Origin of the sequence: Chitinophaga sp. XS-30 (genome assembly GCF_008086345.1) — a bacterium.
Taxonomy (GTDB): Bacteria; Bacteroidota; Bacteroidia; order Chitinophagales; family Chitinophagaceae; genus Chitinophaga.
Genome location: NZ_CP043006.1, coordinates 4,380,434 through 4,399,077, shown reverse-complemented (window position 1 = coordinate 4,399,077; position 18,644 = coordinate 4,380,434). Strand labels below are relative to the sequence as shown.

Annotated in this window: 12 protein-coding genes; 2 read left to right on the top strand and 10 right to left on the bottom strand. The window is 53.2% G+C overall.

Annotation, left to right across the window (positions count from 1 at the left end):
- Positions 1–2,172: a peptidase domain-containing ABC transporter gene (locus tag FW415_RS17850; RefSeq protein WP_148387796.1), complete on the top strand. Its 2,172-nt coding sequence runs from the start codon at positions 1–3 to the stop codon at positions 2,170–2,172.
- A 55-nt stretch (positions 2,173–2,227) separates the two neighbouring features.
- On the opposite strand, the gene FW415_RS17845 is transcribed toward FW415_RS17850, so the two are convergent.
- The 9 genes from FW415_RS17845 to FW415_RS17805 form a co-directional block, all read right to left on the bottom strand.
- Positions 2,228–2,653 (bottom strand): META domain-containing protein, encoded by a 426-nt coding sequence (locus tag FW415_RS17845; protein WP_148387794.1) that lies wholly within the window; start codon positions 2,651–2,653, stop codon positions 2,228–2,230.
- Between the two features lie 45 nt (positions 2,654–2,698).
- Positions 2,699–3,817: a hypothetical protein gene (locus FW415_RS17840; RefSeq protein WP_148387792.1), complete on the bottom strand. Its 1,119-nt coding sequence runs from the start codon at positions 3,815–3,817 to the stop codon at positions 2,699–2,701.
- Between the two features lie 157 nt (positions 3,818–3,974).
- Positions 3,975–4,415, bottom strand: a complete 441-nt coding sequence (gene smpB, locus FW415_RS17835; RefSeq protein ID WP_148387790.1) for an SsrA-binding protein SmpB — start codon at positions 4,413–4,415, stop codon at positions 3,975–3,977.
- A 31-nt stretch (positions 4,416–4,446) separates the two neighbouring features.
- A complete protein-coding gene (gene accD, locus FW415_RS17830; RefSeq protein ID WP_148387788.1) occupies positions 4,447–5,292 on the bottom strand; it encodes an acetyl-CoA carboxylase, carboxyltransferase subunit beta in 846 nt (281 codons plus the stop codon).
- Positions 5,293–5,450: 158 nt separating this feature from the next.
- A complete protein-coding gene (locus FW415_RS17825; protein ID WP_168208870.1) occupies positions 5,451–7,121 on the bottom strand; it encodes a glycoside hydrolase family 32 protein in 1,671 nt (556 codons plus the stop codon).
- A gap of 35 nt (positions 7,122–7,156) precedes the next feature.
- Complete coding sequence (locus FW415_RS17820) at positions 7,157–8,875, bottom strand: RagB/SusD family nutrient uptake outer membrane protein (protein WP_148387784.1); 1,719 nt, start codon at positions 8,873–8,875, stop codon at positions 7,157–7,159.
- Positions 8,876–8,903: 28 nt separating this feature from the next.
- Positions 8,904–11,981, bottom strand: coding sequence for a TonB-dependent receptor (locus tag FW415_RS17815; RefSeq protein WP_148387782.1), 3,078 nt, complete (start codon positions 11,979–11,981; stop codon positions 8,904–8,906).
- 25 nt (positions 11,982–12,006) lie between these two features.
- Entirely contained in the window at positions 12,007–12,906 is a 900-nt protein-coding gene (locus FW415_RS17810; RefSeq protein ID WP_246858792.1) for a carbohydrate kinase, read from the bottom strand.
- Positions 12,907–12,923: 17 nt separating this feature from the next.
- Positions 12,924–14,249: a sugar porter family MFS transporter gene (locus FW415_RS17805; RefSeq protein WP_148387779.1), complete on the bottom strand. Its 1,326-nt coding sequence runs from the start codon at positions 14,247–14,249 to the stop codon at positions 12,924–12,926.
- A 302-nt stretch (positions 14,250–14,551) separates the two neighbouring features.
- On the opposite strand from FW415_RS17805, the gene FW415_RS17800 reads away from it, so the two are divergent.
- The gene (locus tag FW415_RS17800; protein WP_246858791.1) at positions 14,552–17,314 is read left to right on the top strand and encodes a substrate-binding domain-containing protein; all 2,763 of its coding nucleotides are present in this window, start codon (positions 14,552–14,554) and stop codon (positions 17,312–17,314) included.
- 181 nt (positions 17,315–17,495) lie between these two features.
- Here the strand turns inward: FW415_RS17800 and fbaA are convergent, their stop codons facing one another.
- Entirely contained in the window at positions 17,496–18,563 is a 1,068-nt protein-coding gene (gene fbaA / locus FW415_RS17795) for a class II fructose-bisphosphate aldolase (RefSeq protein WP_148387774.1), read from the bottom strand.
- Between the last annotated feature and the right edge of the window lie 81 nt (positions 18,564–18,644).

Here is an 18,644-nt window from a genome sequence, read left to right as displayed (position 1 = left end):
ATGTCCGCAACCATCAGATTAAAGAAAAGCGTCCGTGTACGCCAGCGGGATATCAGCGATTGCGGGGCTGCATGCCTCGCATCCGTAGCCGCATTTTATAACCTGCAACTGCCCGTCGCCCGAATCCGTCAGCTGGCGGCAACGGACAGCAAAGGCACCAATGTGCTGGGCGTAATAGAAGCCGCCAACAAGATCGGCTTTCAGGCAAAAGGTGTGAAAGGCCCGTTCGAAGCGCTTTTTAACATACCCAAGCCCGCCATCGCACATGTGATCGTACAGGAAAAACTGCACCATTTCGTGGTGATCTGCAAGGTGACCAAAACGCATGTGGTGATCATGGACCCCGCAGACGGTCTGTACCATAAAATGCCGCATGCGCAGTTTTCGGCTATGTGGACCAATGTGCTGATCCTGCTGATGCCGGATGAGGCTTTTCAGGCAGGTAACGAAAAAGTGTCCCACCTGCAACGCTTCTGGTTCCTGCTGAGGCCGCACCGCTCCGTGGTATTGCAGGCCCTGTTCGGCGCCATGATCTATACCGTCCTCGGTCTCTCCACCTCCATCTATGTGCAGAAGATCATCGACAATGTGCTGGTGGAAGGGAATGGCAACCTGCTGAACCTGTTGGGTACCATTATGTTGCTGATCCTGGTGCTGCAGTTCTTCATCGGGCACTGGAAAAGCATCTTTGCATTGAAAACCGGCCAGCAGATCGATGCGCGGCTGATCCTCGGATATTACAAGCATCTCCTGCGGCTGCCGCAGCAATTCTTTGATACCATGCGGGTAGGGGAGATCACTTCCCGTATAGGCGATGCCGTTAAAATTCGTGTATTCATCAACGATGTAGCTATCGGGCTGGTGGTGAACGTGTTCATCGTATTGTTCTCTTTCGCCCTGATGTTCACTTATTACTGGAAGCTGGCGCTGATCGTACTGGCCATATTGCCGGTGTACGGGATCGTTTACCGCATCAGCAACCAGATCAACAAGAGGATGCAGCGCAAGCTGATGGAAGATAATGCGGAACTGGGGAGCCAGCTGGTGGAATCACTGAATGCTGCAGCCACCATCAAACGTTTCGGATTGGAGGAATATGCCAATATCAAAACCGAGAGCCGCTTTGTACGGTTGCTGAAAACGATCTTCTCCTCATCCGTGGCTAACCTCTATATCGGGAATGCCAGCAGTTTTATTACCAGCGCTTTTGTGGTGATCCTGCTGTGGGCCGGCTCCTATTTTGTGATGGACCGGCAGCTCAGTCCGGGTGAATTGCTGAGCTTTTACGCGCTTATCGGCTATTTCACCGGCCCGGCCATGAGCCTTATCGGCGCCAACCGCAGCTTGCAGGATGCGTTGATAGCGGCAGACCGCCTGTTCGAGATCATGGACCTGGCGCAGGAGGAAACGGGCAACAAAGTGAAGCTTGGTCCGGAACTGGCGGGAGATATCGTTTTTCAGAACGTATCCTTCCGTTATGGCACCCGGGTGGAAGTATTCCGGCGCTTCTCCCTGCAGATCCGCAAAGGGAAGATCACGGCGATCGTGGGAGAGAGCGGTTCGGGGAAATCCACGCTGATGGCATTGTTGCAGAATATCTACCCGTTGCAGGAAGGCAGCATCATGATCGGCAACCTGGATATCCGGTATATAGAACACGAGAGCCTGCGCAGACAGGTGAGCGTTGTGCCGCAGCAGATTGACCTGTTTGCGGGAACGGTGCTGGAGAATATCGCCGTGGGCGAATTTGAGCCGGATATGCAAAAGGTATTGCAGATATCGGCGCAATTGGGGATACTCCATTTTATAGAGAAACTGCCTGAGGGTTTTAACACGATGCTGGGCGAACATGGCGTAAACCTCTCTGGCGGCCAGCGTCAACGGCTGGCTATTGCAAGGGCGCTGTACCGTGATCCGGACATTCTCATACTCGATGAAGCTACTTCTTCCCTGGATTCCGTTTCCGATCAATACGTACAGGAAGTGATGCAGCAATTGCGGGATAAAGGCAAGACCATCCTCGTGATCGCTCACCGGCTGAGCACGGTGGTCAATGCGGACAAGATCGTGGTATTACAGGAAGGGGTGATGGCGGAGGAAGGTACGCACAGCCAGCTGTTGCAGAACAATGCGATCTACTCAAAACTCTGGCACCATCACCAGGCGATCTGATAAAGGATTTTAGTACTGCATCCGGATAAATGCAACGCATTTTGGTTTCAGGGGTTTATTTTGCCGCGAATTTCGCCAGCGGCGTATCGTCCTGGCTCAATATCAGGAATCCTTCCGCAACGCTCCAGGTATTTACTTTTCCGATGATCTCCTGAAACTTCATTTCCACGCTCATATCCGGACAGGCCATCTTTGTGGCGGCCATAGGAGAGAAGCTGAGTTTATCCGGTGCTTCAAGGGTATATTTTCCCGTCATGGAATTGCAGCCGGCGGAGCCGAACACGCGCTGTTCCGCCTGTTCAAAGGTCAGTTGCGCCGGGCGGTTCAGCTTAGTCGTGTCTATCGCCTGCCCATCCAGCTCTATCAGCTGCCATGTTCTGAAAAGGTCCGCATCGTTATTGGCGGCGGTTTTATTGGAGGAGGCGCAGGCGGAGAATATAAACGTTGCCAGCGCGGCGAATACGGGGAAACATCTTTTCATGGTGAGATCGGTTTTAGGTTTTATAACAATAAAGCGGCCAAAAGGTTAATAGCGGCTGTAAAAGCTCTGCAGATCGGTGGCCAGCCTGTCGTATATCGGTCTTGTCAGCTCCAGGAACAGCTCCTGCGGCGGTGGGGGCGGAATATCGCGGCCGCCTATCAGGCGTTTATCTTCATCGCTGAGGGCTCTTTCATCGCCGCGGAAAGTACCGAACTGGTTCTGCCAGGTGAAATTGCCCGGCACCCTGTCCTGCCGCAGTGTGCGGTTATTCTCCACATCGGTGATGCGGTAGTCCAGCACACCGCTGGAGGCCACGGTTTTACGGGTGATGAAAAGTGTGGCTTTCACGGTGATGTACACAATACTATCCTTTTTGTTGCCGGCAACGGGAATGCTTTTGGAAACCTCCCGCTGGGAACGGTCTACATACGTCTGGCCCACAATAAAATCATAAAAGCGCATTTCCATGTACTGGTCCGCCCGGAAGTCCCTGTCCCCACGAACATAACGTTCATCATAAAACTTTACGAAATTGTTGATGCGGCGCTGTTCCAGGTTGCGCACCAGTGCGTCCCTGAACTGGTCTGCGGAGAACTGGAAGTATGGGGAGCGCACATCTATTTCGCTGACCACTACATTGATGAGGGCCATCTGGTAGGCCTGGTCGCGCAGTTGCCGGGCATCTTTGTAGTTGGGAGCGAGGCGCAGTGCGGCGTCGAATTCACTGTAAGCCTCCCTGGCGCCTTGCCTTGAGCCTTCATCGAGCAGTTGTATTCCCCGGGCATACCGTGCTTCCGCTGCATTTTCCTGCGCGCCGGAAATGGCGGCGGAATAATCTTTCGGTTTTACAACGGCATTGGCGGCAGGGGAACTGCGGATGATATCGTACAGGGACTGCATGGAGCGGTATTCCCGGCGCACGGATTCCCATTTCAGGTCATTGTTGGAAGCCAGTGCCTGCCTGGCCCTTCCTTCATGGTAGTCCATGGCGGCTTCGTAGGCTTTTGGTAACAAGCTGAGCGAAGTGGCGTCCTGTGGCCGGCGCTGTAGCTTCTTTACGAAGGACTCAACGGCTGCATCAAACTTGCCCTGGTTGTAGAGCTTTTCCCCTGATTTACAGGAAAACAGGACGATAGCAAACAGGATAGGTAAATAGCGCAACATAAGCGATTAATTGATTGCGAATATAGATAATATATTCAGTATTGGGGCTATTCGCGATGCGTGACGGAATAGCATGCAGCGTGGGGCATGACATCATCCGGCCGGGCTTGAGCGTAACGTACTCCCAAACAGGTGGGAGAGTCGTATTACCCCCCGGTCAGATCTTGTAATTCCGCCGAAGCTCCCGATCCACTTCCCGTTGCTTGATGGAATCGCGTTTGTCATGCAGTTTTTTACCCTTGCCGATACCGATCTCCATTTTGGCCAATCCTTTTTCCGTGACGAAAATGCGCAGCGGTACGATGGTGTATCCGCGTTCCTGGATCTTTTTCTCCATTTTCTTCAGCTCTTTCCTTTGCAGGAGCAGCTTGCGTTCCCGGAGGGGATCGTGATTGGCGTAGGTGCCGTGGGAATATTCAGCGATATGAAGGCTTTTGACGAATAGCTCTCCTTTGGAGAAATAGCAGAAGCTGTCGTTAAAACTCACTCTTCCGCCGCGGACGGATTTGATCTCGGTACCGGTCAATACCATCCCGGCGATATATTTATCTTCTATCGCAAACTCGAAATAAGCCGATCTGTTCTTTAATTCTGCCATGTGGAAAAGTAAAAGGTAAAATGTCCCGTTTTTACTTTTCAAACAACTCCAGCAATGTGCTGATCCTGTTCTTCAGGTCTTTACGGTCCACGATGAAGTCCAGGAACCCATGTTCCAGCAGGAATTCTGCGCTTTGGAAGCCTTCGGGGAGGTCTTTTTTAATTGTTTCCTTGATAACGCGCGGGCCTGCGAAGCCAATGAGGGCGCCCGGTTCTGCGGTATTGATATCGCCCAGCATAGCGTAAGATGCTGTTACACCGCCGGTGGTGGGGTCTGTCATCAACGAAATATACGGAAGTCGCGCTGCGGCCAGTTGCGTGAGCTTGGCGGATGTTTTAGCCATTTGCATCAGTGAAAAGGCGCTTTCCATCATCCTGGCTCCGCCGGATTTGGAGATGATCATCAGGCCAACCTTGTTGGCGATACAATGATCGATGCTCCGCGCGATTTTCTCGCCCACAACGGAACCCATAGAGCCGCCGATGAAGTTAAAATCCATACAGGCCACAACCAATCCTTTCCCGTTCACATCACCAGCCCCTACGCGCATTGCATCCGTAAGGCCGGATTTCTTCTGCGCTTCTTTCAGCCTGGCGCCATAGGGTTTCAGGTCATTGAAGCCAAGTTCGTCTTTCGGATAGATGTTGGTGAACAGCTCCTCGAATTCATTATTGTCAAAGATGATCTCGAAATACTCAGGTGAATTGATCCGGTTATGAAAGTTGCATTTGTCGCAGACGTACAAATTGGCTTTCAGGTCTTTCATTGTCGTCGTCTTCTTGCAATTCGGGCATTTGTGCCATAAACCGTCCGGCGCTTCCTTCTTCTCACTGGTAGTGGTCTGAATGCCTTGTTTGATTCGCTTAAACCAGCTCATACTAGTGTTTGTGCTAAAATTAGATTAAAGAATAATGATGCAAGATACGATAAAATTAAAATTAACCGTAAATCGTGGGGCAGGGTGAAAAAAGACCGGGGTAAACGACAGTTGATCCGCAACAGTCATTTACCCCGGCAAGCTCTTTGGCAATTTGTTTACCAGATACTTTTCAGTCCATACACGGCCGTTTTGCCCAGTTTGGCCGTTCCGCCGCTTACGGAGAGCGAAAGGGCGCGTTTTGCGGCATCGATATTCACATTTACCGGCATGAATAGCAATCCATCCGCCGTAAACACCTCTACGCCAATGCGGTCAGCATAAATGATCAGGGACAGGCTGCCGTTCACGAGGGGAGCCGGTGCCGTTACGCCGTCTATCTGCAATTGCTGTTTCGCTACATCGTACACCACAGGGAGGCCATTGATATCCAGGGTTACCTGGCTGGCGTTGCCGGGCTGGATCGATGTTCTGATCTCCAGCAGTTCTTCATGGATGTCCGAAAACGGATTGGCGCTACCGGCTTTCAATCTGCGGGCGCTGATAAGGTAAGTTTTGTTGCGCAGGGACTCCAGTTCTTTCACGGGCGTACGCGTGAGCCGCAGGCCCTGGGCGGTACGCACAAGCTTCAGCTCCAGGGGAATGCTCATGGCCTGGTTGAAGCTTGATGCGCCTTTGTCCGTATGCGTACGCCACCAGCCTATTTCGATGCGGCGGCCTTCCGGCTGGTCGCTGAAGGTCTGGGAGGCATAGAAATCGCGCCCGAGCTGGCCATTCAGCCTTTCCGCTTCCGGGGTGAATGTGGAACCATCGAATGTGCCGATCGCATATTGGCTGTTGGCGCCGGTGAGCACCCATTTTTTCTCCGACGGTTGCCCTTCTACGGGCAGTTCGAAGAACTCGGGGCATTCGAAGAGATAACGGTCATCGCCGGTACCACCCATCGTCACACTGCTTTTTGTCCACTTTTTCATATCCGGGGAGGTGAGGAATTGCATGCTGTGCTGACCGTTATCCCGCTCCACATAAAGCACCATCACCCATTTGTTTGTGGGCGCATGCCAGATCACTTTGGGATCGCGGTTGTCTTTATTGATCCGGTGCACCACGGTGCGGTCCATTTTGGAGAAGTTCCGGCCATCTGTGCTCCAGGCCAGGCCCTGGCCCCAGGACCTGGCGCCGGTGAAATACATGACCATCGGAGGTTGACCGGGTTTCCCGAAACCGCTGGTGTTATTGCTGTCTACCACCGCGCCGCCGCTGAACATCGGCCCGAATTTGTCAGGATACAACGCTATGCCAAGTTCTTTCCAATGCACAAGGTCTTTGCTGACCGCATGCCCCCAGTGCATATTCCCCCATTTCACGCCGTAGGGGTTGTGCTGGAAAAAGAGATGGTACTCCCCGTTGTAATACACCATGCCGTTGGGGTCGTTCGTCCATCCCCGTTTGGGAGAGAAATGGAACTGCCCGCGCAGTTTTTCCTTGTACAGTTCCCCTTCATTCCGGTCTTCATCGCTTTGCCGGATGGGGGAGAAGGCTTTGGAATCCTTGCCCAGCTTGTCTACCCGCAGCTCAATGTCCATGCCTTTCCAGGCGCTGATATCGAGGTATGCCAGCCAGTCCGGCTCGCCGTCCGCCAGTTCTATGTCAAACCAGCGCTCGTGTTCCCCGTCTATCCACAATTCCACGTTCTTTTTCGGCGCGCCGTTCTTTACCGGCAGCACCAGCCACTTTTTAGAGGCTTTGAAGGTGCTGCTGAATTGTTGTGCGCTGGCGGCCTGTACAAGGAGGCACAGGCATAATATTCCGGTCCATATTGTCTTCATGACATGTAATTTAGTCGTTAGTGTTCTGATATCTTTTACCATCCGTTATTCTGTTTATACAACCCGCGGCTGTAGTTGATCTGGTTTAACGGAACGGGGAGGTATTCGTCCCTGTTCTTCCGGAATGCGGCATCGCTGAGATGGGCGGACCTGTTTTTTTCGATGGTAAAATAGTGATTGATATATTCAGCGGCAATGCCCCATCTTACCAGGTCGAAGAAATGATATCCTTCGGTGGCCAGTTCCAGGCGGCGCTCCCAGCGCAGTGCCTGGCGGGCAAAGGGCTGCGTCCAGGTGCAGTTGACGCCCGGCTGGTAGGTGGCTACGCTGTAATTGGATACCGGTGTATCATCCGCTTTTCTGAGCCTGGCCGTACTGTTTGCGGAACGGGTGCGGAGGTCGTTGATCAGCGGGAGCGCTTCCAGATGCCTGCCCAGTTCTATGAGGGCTTCGGCTTTGAAGAGCATTACGTCGCTGAACCGGATGATATCCCAGTTCTTGGAGCTGGACATGAAGGGCGGGATCTTCTGGAAGGAAGGATCATCCGGTGATACCGCTTCTTTCAGGCTGGCGAATGCGTCATAGACCTCCGGCGCGCGGGCCCAGGAGCGCTGGAACACGAACAGGGGATCGTATTTGAACGGTTTGCCCGGGATGGCTACCGTATGGTCCAGCCGGGGATCGAAGGTGCCGGTCTGGTAATCGCCGGATTCCGCTACATCCACATCGTTATAATGATCGAACATGGGCAGGCCGTTCGCATCTGTTTTGAAGGAGTTGATCAGGTCGTGGCTGGGCACATGGAACCCGCAGCAGCCGAATTCCTGGTTCATGGGATAGTTCAGTGCATGGCCGTAATCCAGCCGGCCTTTCGGTGTGCCGTCGTCTTTCGAATACTGGATGGCGAATACGGATTCCCGGCTGTTCTCGGATTGCGTCAGGAAGTTGTCGCCATAGTCATCGTTGAGCCGGTATTTTTGTGTGGTAATGATCTCATCGCAGAGTTTGTTGACCTCTTCCAGTTTCGCCGTGTTGATGGCGGTCACTTCATTTTTTTCATTCTGTTCATACGCTTGATACAACAAGGTTTTGGCGAGGTAGGCTTTGGCGGAGGACTGGCTGGCGCGGCCGATCTCGGGCTGACTTGGCGGCAGTTGTGCAACGGCTGCCCGGAAGTCGTCCGCAATTTTTGTCCAGAGCGCATCATTGGAAAGCGCCCTGTTGGAAATGGTATCATAGGCCGTTCTTTCCGCATTTTCATCGATATAAGGGGTGTATTTGAAAAGGATCTTCAGCAGGAAGTAGAAATGCCCGCGCAGGAAGCGCATTTCTCCCTGCCGGGTTTCCCGTTGCGGGTAGCTGGCGGGGTCGATGGCGTTGAGGCGTCTTAATGCATCGTTCACCCTGCCTACGCCTACGTATAAACGAAACCACAACTCATCGGTCAGGCCATTGTCCACACGATTGAGGGAAAAGGTTTCCAGCAGGTGGAACTCGCTGAGGTCACCCGGACCGTCCCCGCCTTTGTATGCGTCTCCCCCGCGGATGCTGCCGTAGGCCCAGAGGCTGGTGTAGGGGGATGTGTAATGGTCGTTGCCCAGTGCGGAATAGGCGGCGATGACCATTTTGTCGATATTTTCCGGCGTGTTCAGATCATCGTCCGACACTACGCCCTGCGGCGTCTGGTCCAGCACATCCTTGCAGGATGGCGTGAACAGGAACGTTATCAGAAGGAGTATGACGAGATTTTTCATTTGTCAGTTTTTTAATGGTGTGTACAGATCAGAGCGAAATGTTGAAGCCTGCCGTAACGATGGCTGGGATGGGAAAGGAGTGGCCGGGAGCTTCGGGGTCCGCGGCGGTGAATCCTTTGCTCTTGATGGTCAGCAGATTGCTCCCCTGCAGGAATACCCGCGCATTTTGTATGGGCGTGTTCCGCAAAGCGTGGCGCAGATTGTAACCCAGCTGGATGTTCCGCAGTTTCAGGTATGATCCGTCCTCATAAAAATAGGTGGAGGCCCTTCCCTCATTGTTCCTGTTCACCAGCGTGAGCGCCGGTATGGTAGAGGATGAATTGGCCGGCGTCCAGGCATCAAGCGTTCTCTCGCCCCAGTTGCTGCCTACCCACAGGGAGGAAAAATCGGTAAAGGTCTTGAAATCGTTGTACACCTGTATGCCCTGCACTCCCTGCAGGAAAAAGCTCAGGTCGAAATTCTTCCATGACAGTTCCACATTCAGCCCGTATATGAAATCCGGGTTGCCGTCTGCGATATAGTCGCGGTCCCTGTCGTCAATGATGTTATCGCCATTGAGATCGCGGTACCGTATCCTGCCCAGTCCTTTTCCGGTCTGTGCGGGTGATTCATCCACTTCCTTTTGTGTGGTGAACAGCCCGTCCGCGATATACCCGAAAGAAGAGTTGATGGAGCGACCGAGGATGGTCTTGTCCGTTCCGTTGCCGGGATAGGAGGTCAGCACCTGGTCGGGCAAATAAGTGACCTTGTTGCGGTAGGTGGAAAAGTTGCCGGTGACAGTGAAAGCCAGGCCCCTGGAAATATTGCCGCTGTAGGATAGCAGGGCTTCCAATCCCTTGTTTTCCATGGATGCGCCATTGAACCAGTAGTTGCCGCCTTCTCCCTGTACGGCGAGGTAACCCGGACTGATGAGGATATCGGATGTTTGTTTGACGAAATAGTCCACCGAACCGGTCAGTTTGTTGCCGAACAACCCGAAGTCTATCCCGAAATTGGATTCTTTGGTGCCTTCCCATTTCAGGGAATCGTTCCCCTGCTGTATCCTGGTAAAACCGGAGGGCAATTGTCCTGATCCGCTGCCGTTGATATCATAGGCGCTGCCATTGTCGAACGCCCAGGTGGGATCAATGCCGTAGATCGAAGCATAGAGGCCATAGGTGGCGTTGTTGTTGATCTCCTGGTTGCCGGACCGTCCCCATCCGTACCGGAATTTCAGGTCGGAGATCACAGACAGGTCTTTCATGAATGCTTCCTCGCTGATGCGCCATCCGGCGGAGAAAGCGGGGAACATGCCATAGCGGTACTCCCTGCCGAAACGGGAAGAACCGTCCCGGCGTAGAGTAACGGAGGCCAGATAACGGTCGGCATAAGCATAGTTCACCTTGCCGAAGAATGATAACAGGGCGTAGCCGGAACCATTACCGCCATTGTCTTTATTGGAGGAGCCGGCATCGATATATGCGTAATCAATATTCTCCAGCGCATATCCCTGCCTGCTGGCGAAGAACGACTGGCTCATATACCGGATCTGCTCATGCCCGGCCAGCAGCTCAAAGCGATGCTGCCCGCGGTCCAGTTTGTAGTTGAGCGTGTTCTGCCAGAGCCAGTTGCCATCATAGCCCTGGTTGGTGGAGGTTTGGTTGGAGGGATCGGAGAGGAAGCCGGAGACGTAGGATTTGCGCAGTGTACGCTGATAGTTGCCGTTGTAGTCGATCCCCAGGCTCGTTCTGAAATGCAGGCCGGGAATGATGTCCAGCTCCGCATACACATTGCCGAATATCCGGTAGAAATGATTGCGGTTCTGCTGGTTGTCTTCAATAAGGCGAACGGGATTGTGGCGGTCCGTCATGCCCGGTGCGGGGCCGCCCCATCCGCCGTCTACACTGTGTACCGGTACAATCGGCTGCTGCACCAGGGAGGTGAACAGGATGTCGCCGATGGGAATGAGCGTATTGCGGATGTAGGAGAAGTTCAGGTTCTCGCCAACCTTTAGCTTGTTCTTAAAGAAACTGTAATCCGAGTTCAGCCTTGCCGTGATCTTTTTGTTGTTGGATGTCCGCACCACGCCTTTGTTATCGTAATAGCCGAGGGAGAACAGGGAGCTGCCTCTTTCCCCGCCGGTGCTGACGGAGAGGTTGTATTGCTGGATCACGGAGGTCTGCGCGATCTCGTCGTACCAGTAAGTATTGGCCGGGCGCATGGTTTCCGCGGCATCAATGAAATCCGGATAGATGATGCTGTTCAGCACGGGATTATCATAATCGCCGTTCCAGTCGTATTGATAGATCTGGTTGTTGTTGGGATTGCTCCTGTCATTCACCGCCGCTTGCCAGTAAGCCTTTCCTCGGCCGTCCGCATCGAGTGTTTTCTGTTTGGCGGCATAGTATTGCAGGGATGTGGAGGCGTCAAAATCCACTCTTGTAAAGCCTTTTTGCGCTCTTTTGGTGGTCACGATGATCACGCCGTTAGCGGCGCGGGAGCCGTAGATGGTGGCGGAAGAAGCATCTTTCAATACCTGGATGGAAGCGATATCGTCCTGGTTGAGCTCCTGCAGCCCTCTTTTGGTGGGAACGCCGTCGATAACATACAACGGATCATTATTGCCGAGTGTGCCTACGCCGCGGATACGTACCGTAGCGCCGCCGGAGGGAGAACCGTCACTTGTGATGAAAACGCCCGGCACACGGCCCTGCAGGGCTTTAACGGGATTGCCGAGGGGAACGTCGCGGATGGCTTCCACATCCACTACGGACACGGCGCCGGTAAGGTCGGCCTTTTTCTGCGCCTGGTAGCCGGTTACGACTACTTCATTCAGGTCGCTGGCATCTTTATCCATGGCCACTTGTATGTTTCCGCTGGCCGGTACTTTAACCATGGCTGGTTTCATGCCGATGTAGGTGAAGGTCAGCACTTCATTGACTGCCGCCGGTATGGAGAAATGGCCGGCGCTGTCGCTGATCACCGTGCTGCCGGTTGCCTGTACGCTCACACCGGGTAGCGGAGTGCCGGTGCTTTTTTCCGTGACGGTGCCCGTCACTTTTTTCTGCTGGGCAAGGCTGGTCAGCCCTGTGAGCAGAATGGCAAAAATTGTCAGACAGTATTTCATAACTACGTGGTTTTATAAGTATTAATTATGCTTTCAGTGCATCTGCTGCTGTTGTATCATAATCGGGGCAGGCGCCTTTGTACGTGGTAATAGTGGCGGCGAGCCGGTTGGCAAAATCCAGTATTTCTTCGGGCCGGGCATTGCCGGGCATCATGGAAAGGGTGGCGGCCAGGAAGGCATCACCGCTGCCTACGGTATCCACCACCGTCGTTCTGTAACCCGGATGGGTATAGGTTTTGCCGCCCATATCCAGGATGGCGCCGTTCGCGCCCATGGTGAGGATGATGACGGGAATGCGGAATTTTTCCCGCAGGAAGGCGAGACGGGCGGTGGTGTCTGCGGGGGCGGCGTACCAGTTGCTCACCAGTTCCAGCTCATCGCTGTTCAGTTTGAGAATATCTGCTTCCGCAAGCAGCTGGCTGATAAGTTCCTGATCATAAAAAGGTGCGCGCAGATTGATGTCCAGCACTTTGGTCCGCGCCTTTTTCAACAGGGAGAACAGGGTGTTCCGGGATGCGGGATGACGGCAGGCCAGGCTGCCGAATACAAAGTATTCCGCCTGCTCCACCAGCCTGATGTTGATATCATCCGCCACGATATGGTCCCATGCGGCGGGGAAAACGATGTCATAGGTCATGTCTCCGTTAGCCTGCTGCTGCGCATTGACGATGCCGGTGGGCACGGTATCGTCAATCTGGATGTAGTCCGTGCAAACGCCTTTGCCGCGGAGATATTCCAGCAGCTCCCGGCCGCGGTCATCATTCCCGACACGACTGATCATGGCCGGATGGCAGTGCAGTTTGTGCAGATGATAGGCGACATTCATAGGCGCCCCGCCCGGCTGAGGCCCGGAGGGAAGCAGGTCCCACAGGACCTCACCGTAGCAAACGATACTGTGGCGTGGAATAGACGGTGGAATTTTCATAATGTCCGGTATTTATATTAATGCATAACGAGTGTGCCTTCCAGTTGTTCCAGCGATTTGCCTTTTGTTTCCGGCATGATCTTCCAGACGAATATCAATTGCAATACCATCATGATGCAGAAGAACAGGAAAGTATTCCCGCCGCCGAGGTTTTCTGTCAGCATGGGAAATGCGAACGCGATCACAGCGGCCATTATCCAGTGCGTCATGCTGCCGAGCGTTTGACCTTTGGCCCGTACCTGGTTCGGGAATATCTCCGAAATGAACACCCATATCACCGCACCCTGCGAAAAAGCAAAGAAGGCGATGTACACCAGCAGGAAAATGGTAACCGCCAGGCCGGAAAAATCATCGAGGTAAAATGCACGCGATACCAGCCCCAGTGTTACGATCAATCCCAGGGAGCCGATCAGCATCAGCGTTCTCCTGCCGAAACGATCGATGAAATTGAGCGCCAGCAGGGTAAAGATGAAATTCACGAAACCGATGCCTACGCTGGAGAGCAAGGCGGATTGCTTGCCGAGCCCCGTCATCTCGAATATCCGCGGTGCATAATAGATGATGGCATTGATCCCCGATACCTGGTTGAAAACGGCAAAAACGATGGCCAGAAAAACCGGGAAACGGTTCTTCCGGGAAAAAAGGGTTTCCTGGCCACTGGCGCCATGGGTGCTGATATCCTGCCGGATCATCTGCATTTCTTTTTCAAATCCCGACGGATTGATCACCCGGAATATCCGCTCCGCCTGTGCAAAATCGCCTTTCCGGATCATCAGCCAGCGGGGGCTTTCCGGAACAAAACGCAGCAGTACCAGGAAGAGCAGGGAAGGAGCGGCCTGCACGCCCAGCATCCACCGCCAGGATGATTCGCCTTCCTGCCCGATCAGGTAATTGGAGAGGTAGGACACGAGGATGCCGAAAACGATGTTGAACTGGAAAAGCGCCACCAGCTTGCCCCGGGATGCCGCCGGGGAGATCTCTGATATATACACCGGCGCCGTAACGGATGAGGCCCCCACGCCAACGCCGCCAAGGAAACGGAATACAAGGAACACGTACCAATCGGTCGCCAGCGCTGTGCCAAAAGAAGAAAAGAGATATAATACCGCAATACCGATCAAGGTCTTCTTCCGGCCCAACCGCTCTGAAGGGATACTGCCGAACATGGAGCCGATGATCGTGCCGATGAGGGCGATAGACACCGTGAGCCCGTGCTGGAACCCGTCCAGCTGCCAATATCTTTGTATGGATTGCTCCGCACCGGAAATAACTGCTGTATCAAAACCAAAGAGAAAACCGCCAAGGGCTACCGTAATGCTCCAGAAGAAAACTTTGCTATTCATATATCGTGTGGAATTTCACTCAACTTACAAGCCTTTCTATTTTTTGGGCTAAATACCTGTTTCAATCACTTTTGAAATCGTATCATTTTTGAAATGTTTCAATATATTATTTTCCAAATAAATAGATAGTGTAGATAATCATCATTCAAAAACTGTTTTAGATATGGTTTCCGGTTTTTTCAATTCCGTGTCATTTATGCGGTATTGTGGCAGCATATTTTATCCGGGGATTGGCGAAAAACGCTACATTGGATAACAAAACTGATACAGTCATGAGCGCGTCCAGGTGTATTCCTCACTTTTTGAGCCGGACGGTACTTGTGGTATTGATCCTGTCCGCTTTCGCCGCGGGTTGTGGTCAGCCAGCCAAAATCCGGCATTTCAGGATAGGTTTCTCGCAGTGCGGTGATGCGGATCACTGGCGAAAGTCCATGCTGGCGGAAATGCAGCGGGAATTATCCTTTCATCCGGATATTGAGCTGATCTATAAACAGGCCGACGATAACAGCCAGTTGCAGATCCGGCAGGTGAAGGAGCTGCTGGCGGAGGGGATCGACCTGCTGATCATTTCCCCGAATGAGGCCAGTCCGCTTACGCCCGTGGTGGAGGAAGTGTACAACCAGGGGATTCCCGTTATTGTGGTGGACAGGAAGATCGCATCCACCAGTTATACCAATTATATCGGGGCGGACAATTATGAGATCGGCCGGATCGCCGGGGAATATGTGGCGGCGCTGCTCAAAGGCAAAGGGAAGGTGATAGAGGTGATCGGTCTGCCGGCTTCTTCTCCGGCCATTGAACGGAAACGCGGGTTCAGCGACGGTATCAGCCGCCATCCCGGTATCCGGTTGCTGGAGCAGGTGCATGGGGACTGGGTGATGCAGAAGTCGGAATCCGCGCTGGGCAATACCGGCAACCTCCTGCGGGAGGCGGACCTGGTGTTTGCCCATAACGATGTGATGGCGCTGGGTGCGCGGCATGCGGCCATCCGGGCGGGGGCGCACGATATGAAGATCATTGGCGTGGATGCACTGCCGGGAAAGGGCGCTGGTCTGGAAATGGTTTCCGGCAAACAGCTGAATGCCTCCCTGTTGTATCCCACCGGCGGCACAGAAGCCATCCGCAATGCCATCAGCATAATGAACAAGGCATTGCTGCCTAAAGAAACTTTTCTGCAGACCCTCGTAGTAGATTCCACCAATGTGCGGATGATGCAACTGCAATCCGACAAGATTTTCAACCAGCAAAAGGATATAGAGCTGCAGCAGGGTATGATCGCGGAGCAGCTGCGGGTCTATAAAAGCCAGCGCACGATGTTGTACGTGCTGGGCATCACGCTCTGCGCCGCGGTGTTCTTTGCCGGGCTGCTGTGGTATTCCCGCAATCTCAATAAACAGATCAACCGCAAGCTGGCCCTGCAGAATGAAGAGATCAGCCGCCAGAGCCGGCAGCTGATGGAAATGAGCGCGGCGGCGGCGGAAGCGAACGAGGCCCGCATCAGTTTCTTCACCAATATTTCTCACGAGATCAGAACACCGCTCACGCTCATCACCGGACCACTGGATGAAATGCTGCAGCATTCGCGGTTGCAGGGTGGGGACCGGCAGCAATTGTCGCTCGTCCGGCGGAATGCCAACCGGCTGCTGCACCTGGTGAACCAGCTCATGGATTTCCGCAAGCTGGAGTTTTCCAAAATGCAGGTGCGGGCATCGGAAAACGACCTGGTATTGTTCTGCCACGAGATCGTGGAGATCTTCCAGCAGACCGCCCGCAAGAGGGGGATGGACTGCCGCTTGGTGACATCGGAAAGAAGCCTGCCGGTGTGGATGGACAGCGGGATGATGGACAAGGTATTGTTCAATCTGATGTCCAATGCCTTCAAATTCACGCCGGACCAGGGTGCGGTGCTCATCAAGCTGGAGAAACGCGGCGGGGAGGCGGTGATACAGGTGCAGGATACCGGCATCGGCATGTCCGCCGAGGTGATGCAGCATGCTTTTGATACTTTTTACCAGGGGGATGTGAACAATCATAAGGGCTCCGGACTGGGCCTGGCGCTCTGCAAGGAGCTGGTGCAGCTGCATCACGGCTCCATTACCGCCAGCAGCGGAAAGAACAGGGGCACCATCTTCACGGTCACCATTCCACTTGGGAAAGATCATTTCCGGCCGGAGGAACTGAGCGGGTCTTCCGCGAGAGAGGAGCCGCAATTTTATACCGCGGACCTGCTGCCCGTGCCGGATGAACAGTTGGAGCCGGTTGCCGGTAACAGGCGGTTCGTGATCCTGCTGGTGGAAGACAACCCGGAGCTGCGGAGCTTTATCCGCCTGCGGCTGTCTCACGACTATGAAGTGCTGGAAGCGGAGAACGGTCAACAGGGTCTGCAAATGGCCTTCGAGTATCTGCCTGACGGCATCATCTGTGATGTGATGATGCCGGTAAAGGACGGGCATGCGCTGCTGAAAGAGATCAAGGCGGATGTCAGAACGGCGCACATACCCGTGGTGCTGCTGACCGCGCGGGTCACGCCGGACCAGCAGGTGGAGGGGCTGCAGAACAAAGCGGATGCTTATATCGTCAAACCTTTTGATTTCAAAATATTGCAACATACGCTGAACAGCCTCATGGCCAACCGTAGCCATCTGAAGGAGCATTTTACGGCGGATGTTCCGGCGGGCCTGCGCAGCGCGGTGTCCCGGAAAACAGAGCTGCGCTTCGTTTCGGAGTTCACCTCCATTGTTGAGAACAACATCGGCAATGAAGATTTTTCCATTGAAGATATCTACCGTCAGATGAACATCTCCAAAGTGCAGCTGTACCGGAAGGTGAAGGCGCTGATGGGTACCAATATCAACGAATACATCCTGAACACCCGTTTACAGAAGGCGCGGTACTGCCTGCAGCACGAAGATATTTCTGTAGCGGAAGTGGCGTACAAGACGGGGTTTTCCTCACCGGCTTATTTCTCCACGGTGTTCAAAAGCAAACTGGGGGTTTCCCCGACTGCTTACAAAGGGAAAAAGAAGGACAATGGTACGGGGAATGACAAGGCTGAATGGACTTGACCGGCGGCGGTGCGGACTTGTTGAAGCAGCTGGACGGATGCTATATGTCTGCAATAGAAGAGAGGATGCACCATGCATACAGCTCCATGGATATGTTTGTTCCGATGTTATATACCTGCAATAAAAGAGAGGATGCACCATGCAGATACATCCTCTCGTTCTGTAGAAAAATGTGAATCGCTTATGCGTTGCGGTTGATGCAGTTCAGGTCGTTGAATGCTTCCGTCAGGCGCTCTACGAAGGTTTCTTCGCCTTTGCGCAGCCATACGCGCGGATCATAGTATTTTTTGTTAGGCTTGTTCTCTCCTTCAGGATTGCCGAGCTGAGCCTGGAGGTATGCTTCGTTCTTTTTATAGTATTTCAGCACGCCTTCCCAGAATGCCCATTGCATATCGGTATCGATGTTCATTTTGATAACGCCGTAACCGAGGGTCTCGTTGATCTGGTTCTTCGGAGAGCCGGAGCCGCCGTGGAATACATAATACACCGGTTTTTTGGCGGTGCCGAATTTTTGCTCGATGAATTCCTGGCTGTTTTTCAGTATCTCGGGGCGCAGTTCAACATTACCCGGGCTGTACACGCCATGCACATTACCGAAAGCTGCGGCCACGGTGAAGCGGGAGCTTACCTGAGAGAGTTGTTCGTAAGCATAGGCTACATCTTCCGGCTGTGTGTACAGCAGGGAGTTCTCTACACCGGAATTATCCACACCGTCTTCTTCACCGCCGGTAACACCCAGTTCTATCTCGATGCTCATACCGAGCTTGTTCATTCTTTCAAAGTAAGCTTTGGAAGTTGCGATGTTCTCATGGATGGGCTCTTCTGAAAGGTCCAGCATATGAGAGCTGTACAGGGGCTGGCCTTTTTCTTTCATGAAGGTTTCACCGGCATCCAGCAGACCGTCGATCCAGGGCAGCCATTTTTTGGCGGCATGGTCCGTATGCAGGATCACCGGCACACCATAATATTTTGCAACTTCGTGTATGTGCTTCGCGCCGGAGATACCGCCGGAGATGTTCGCCTGCAGTTTATCATTGGGCATTCCTTTACCAGCGAAGAATTGGGCGCCGCCATTAGAAAACTGGATGATCACCGGAGAATTAACCTTGGCGGCTGTTTCGAGCACTGCATTCGCGGAGTCAGTGCCTACCACGTTTACCGCAGGCATAGCAAATTCATTTTCTTTGGCATCATTGTAGAGCGCTTCCAGCTCTTCACCGAATAATACGCCGGCTTTGTACTTTCCCATAAATGATATGTTTCTGTTTTGATTTAAGGAAAGCAAATATAGGGAATTCAAATTTTGCAATTTTGCAAGATTTTGCGGCGT

What these genes read in the sequence shown, in the direction of transcription:
- FW415_RS17850 (WP_148387796.1), top strand. Translation starts at nt 1, where the DNA reads ATGTCCGCAACCATCAGATTAAAGAAAAGCGTCCGTGTACGCCAGCGG.
- FW415_RS17845 (WP_148387794.1), bottom strand. Translation starts at nt 2,653, where the DNA reads ATGAAAAGATGTTTCCCCGTATTCGCCGCGCTGGCAACGTTTATATTC.
- FW415_RS17840 (WP_148387792.1), bottom strand. Translation starts at nt 3,817, where the DNA reads ATGTTGCGCTATTTACCTATCCTGTTTGCTATCGTCCTGTTTTCCTGT.
- smpB (WP_148387790.1), bottom strand. Translation starts at nt 4,415, where the DNA reads ATGGCAGAATTAAAGAACAGATCGGCTTATTTCGAGTTTGCGATAGAA.
- accD (WP_148387788.1), bottom strand. Translation starts at nt 5,292, where the DNA reads ATGAGCTGGTTTAAGCGAATCAAACAAGGCATTCAGACCACTACCAGT.
- FW415_RS17825 (WP_168208870.1), bottom strand. Translation starts at nt 7,121, where the DNA reads ATGAAGACAATATGGACCGGAATATTATGCCTGTGCCTCCTTGTACAG.
- FW415_RS17820 (WP_148387784.1), bottom strand. Translation starts at nt 8,875, where the DNA reads ATGAAAAATCTCGTCATACTCCTTCTGATAACGTTCCTGTTCACGCCA.
- FW415_RS17815 (WP_148387782.1), bottom strand. Translation starts at nt 11,981, where the DNA reads ATGAAATACTGTCTGACAATTTTTGCCATTCTGCTCACAGGGCTGACC.
- FW415_RS17810 (WP_246858792.1), bottom strand. Translation starts at nt 12,906, where the DNA reads ATGAAAATTCCACCGTCTATTCCACGCCACAGTATCGTTTGCTACGGT.
- FW415_RS17805 (WP_148387779.1), bottom strand. Translation starts at nt 14,249, where the DNA reads ATGAATAGCAAAGTTTTCTTCTGGAGCATTACGGTAGCCCTTGGCGGT.
- fbaA (WP_148387774.1), bottom strand. Translation starts at nt 18,563, where the DNA reads ATGGGAAAGTACAAAGCCGGCGTATTATTCGGTGAAGAGCTGGAAGCG.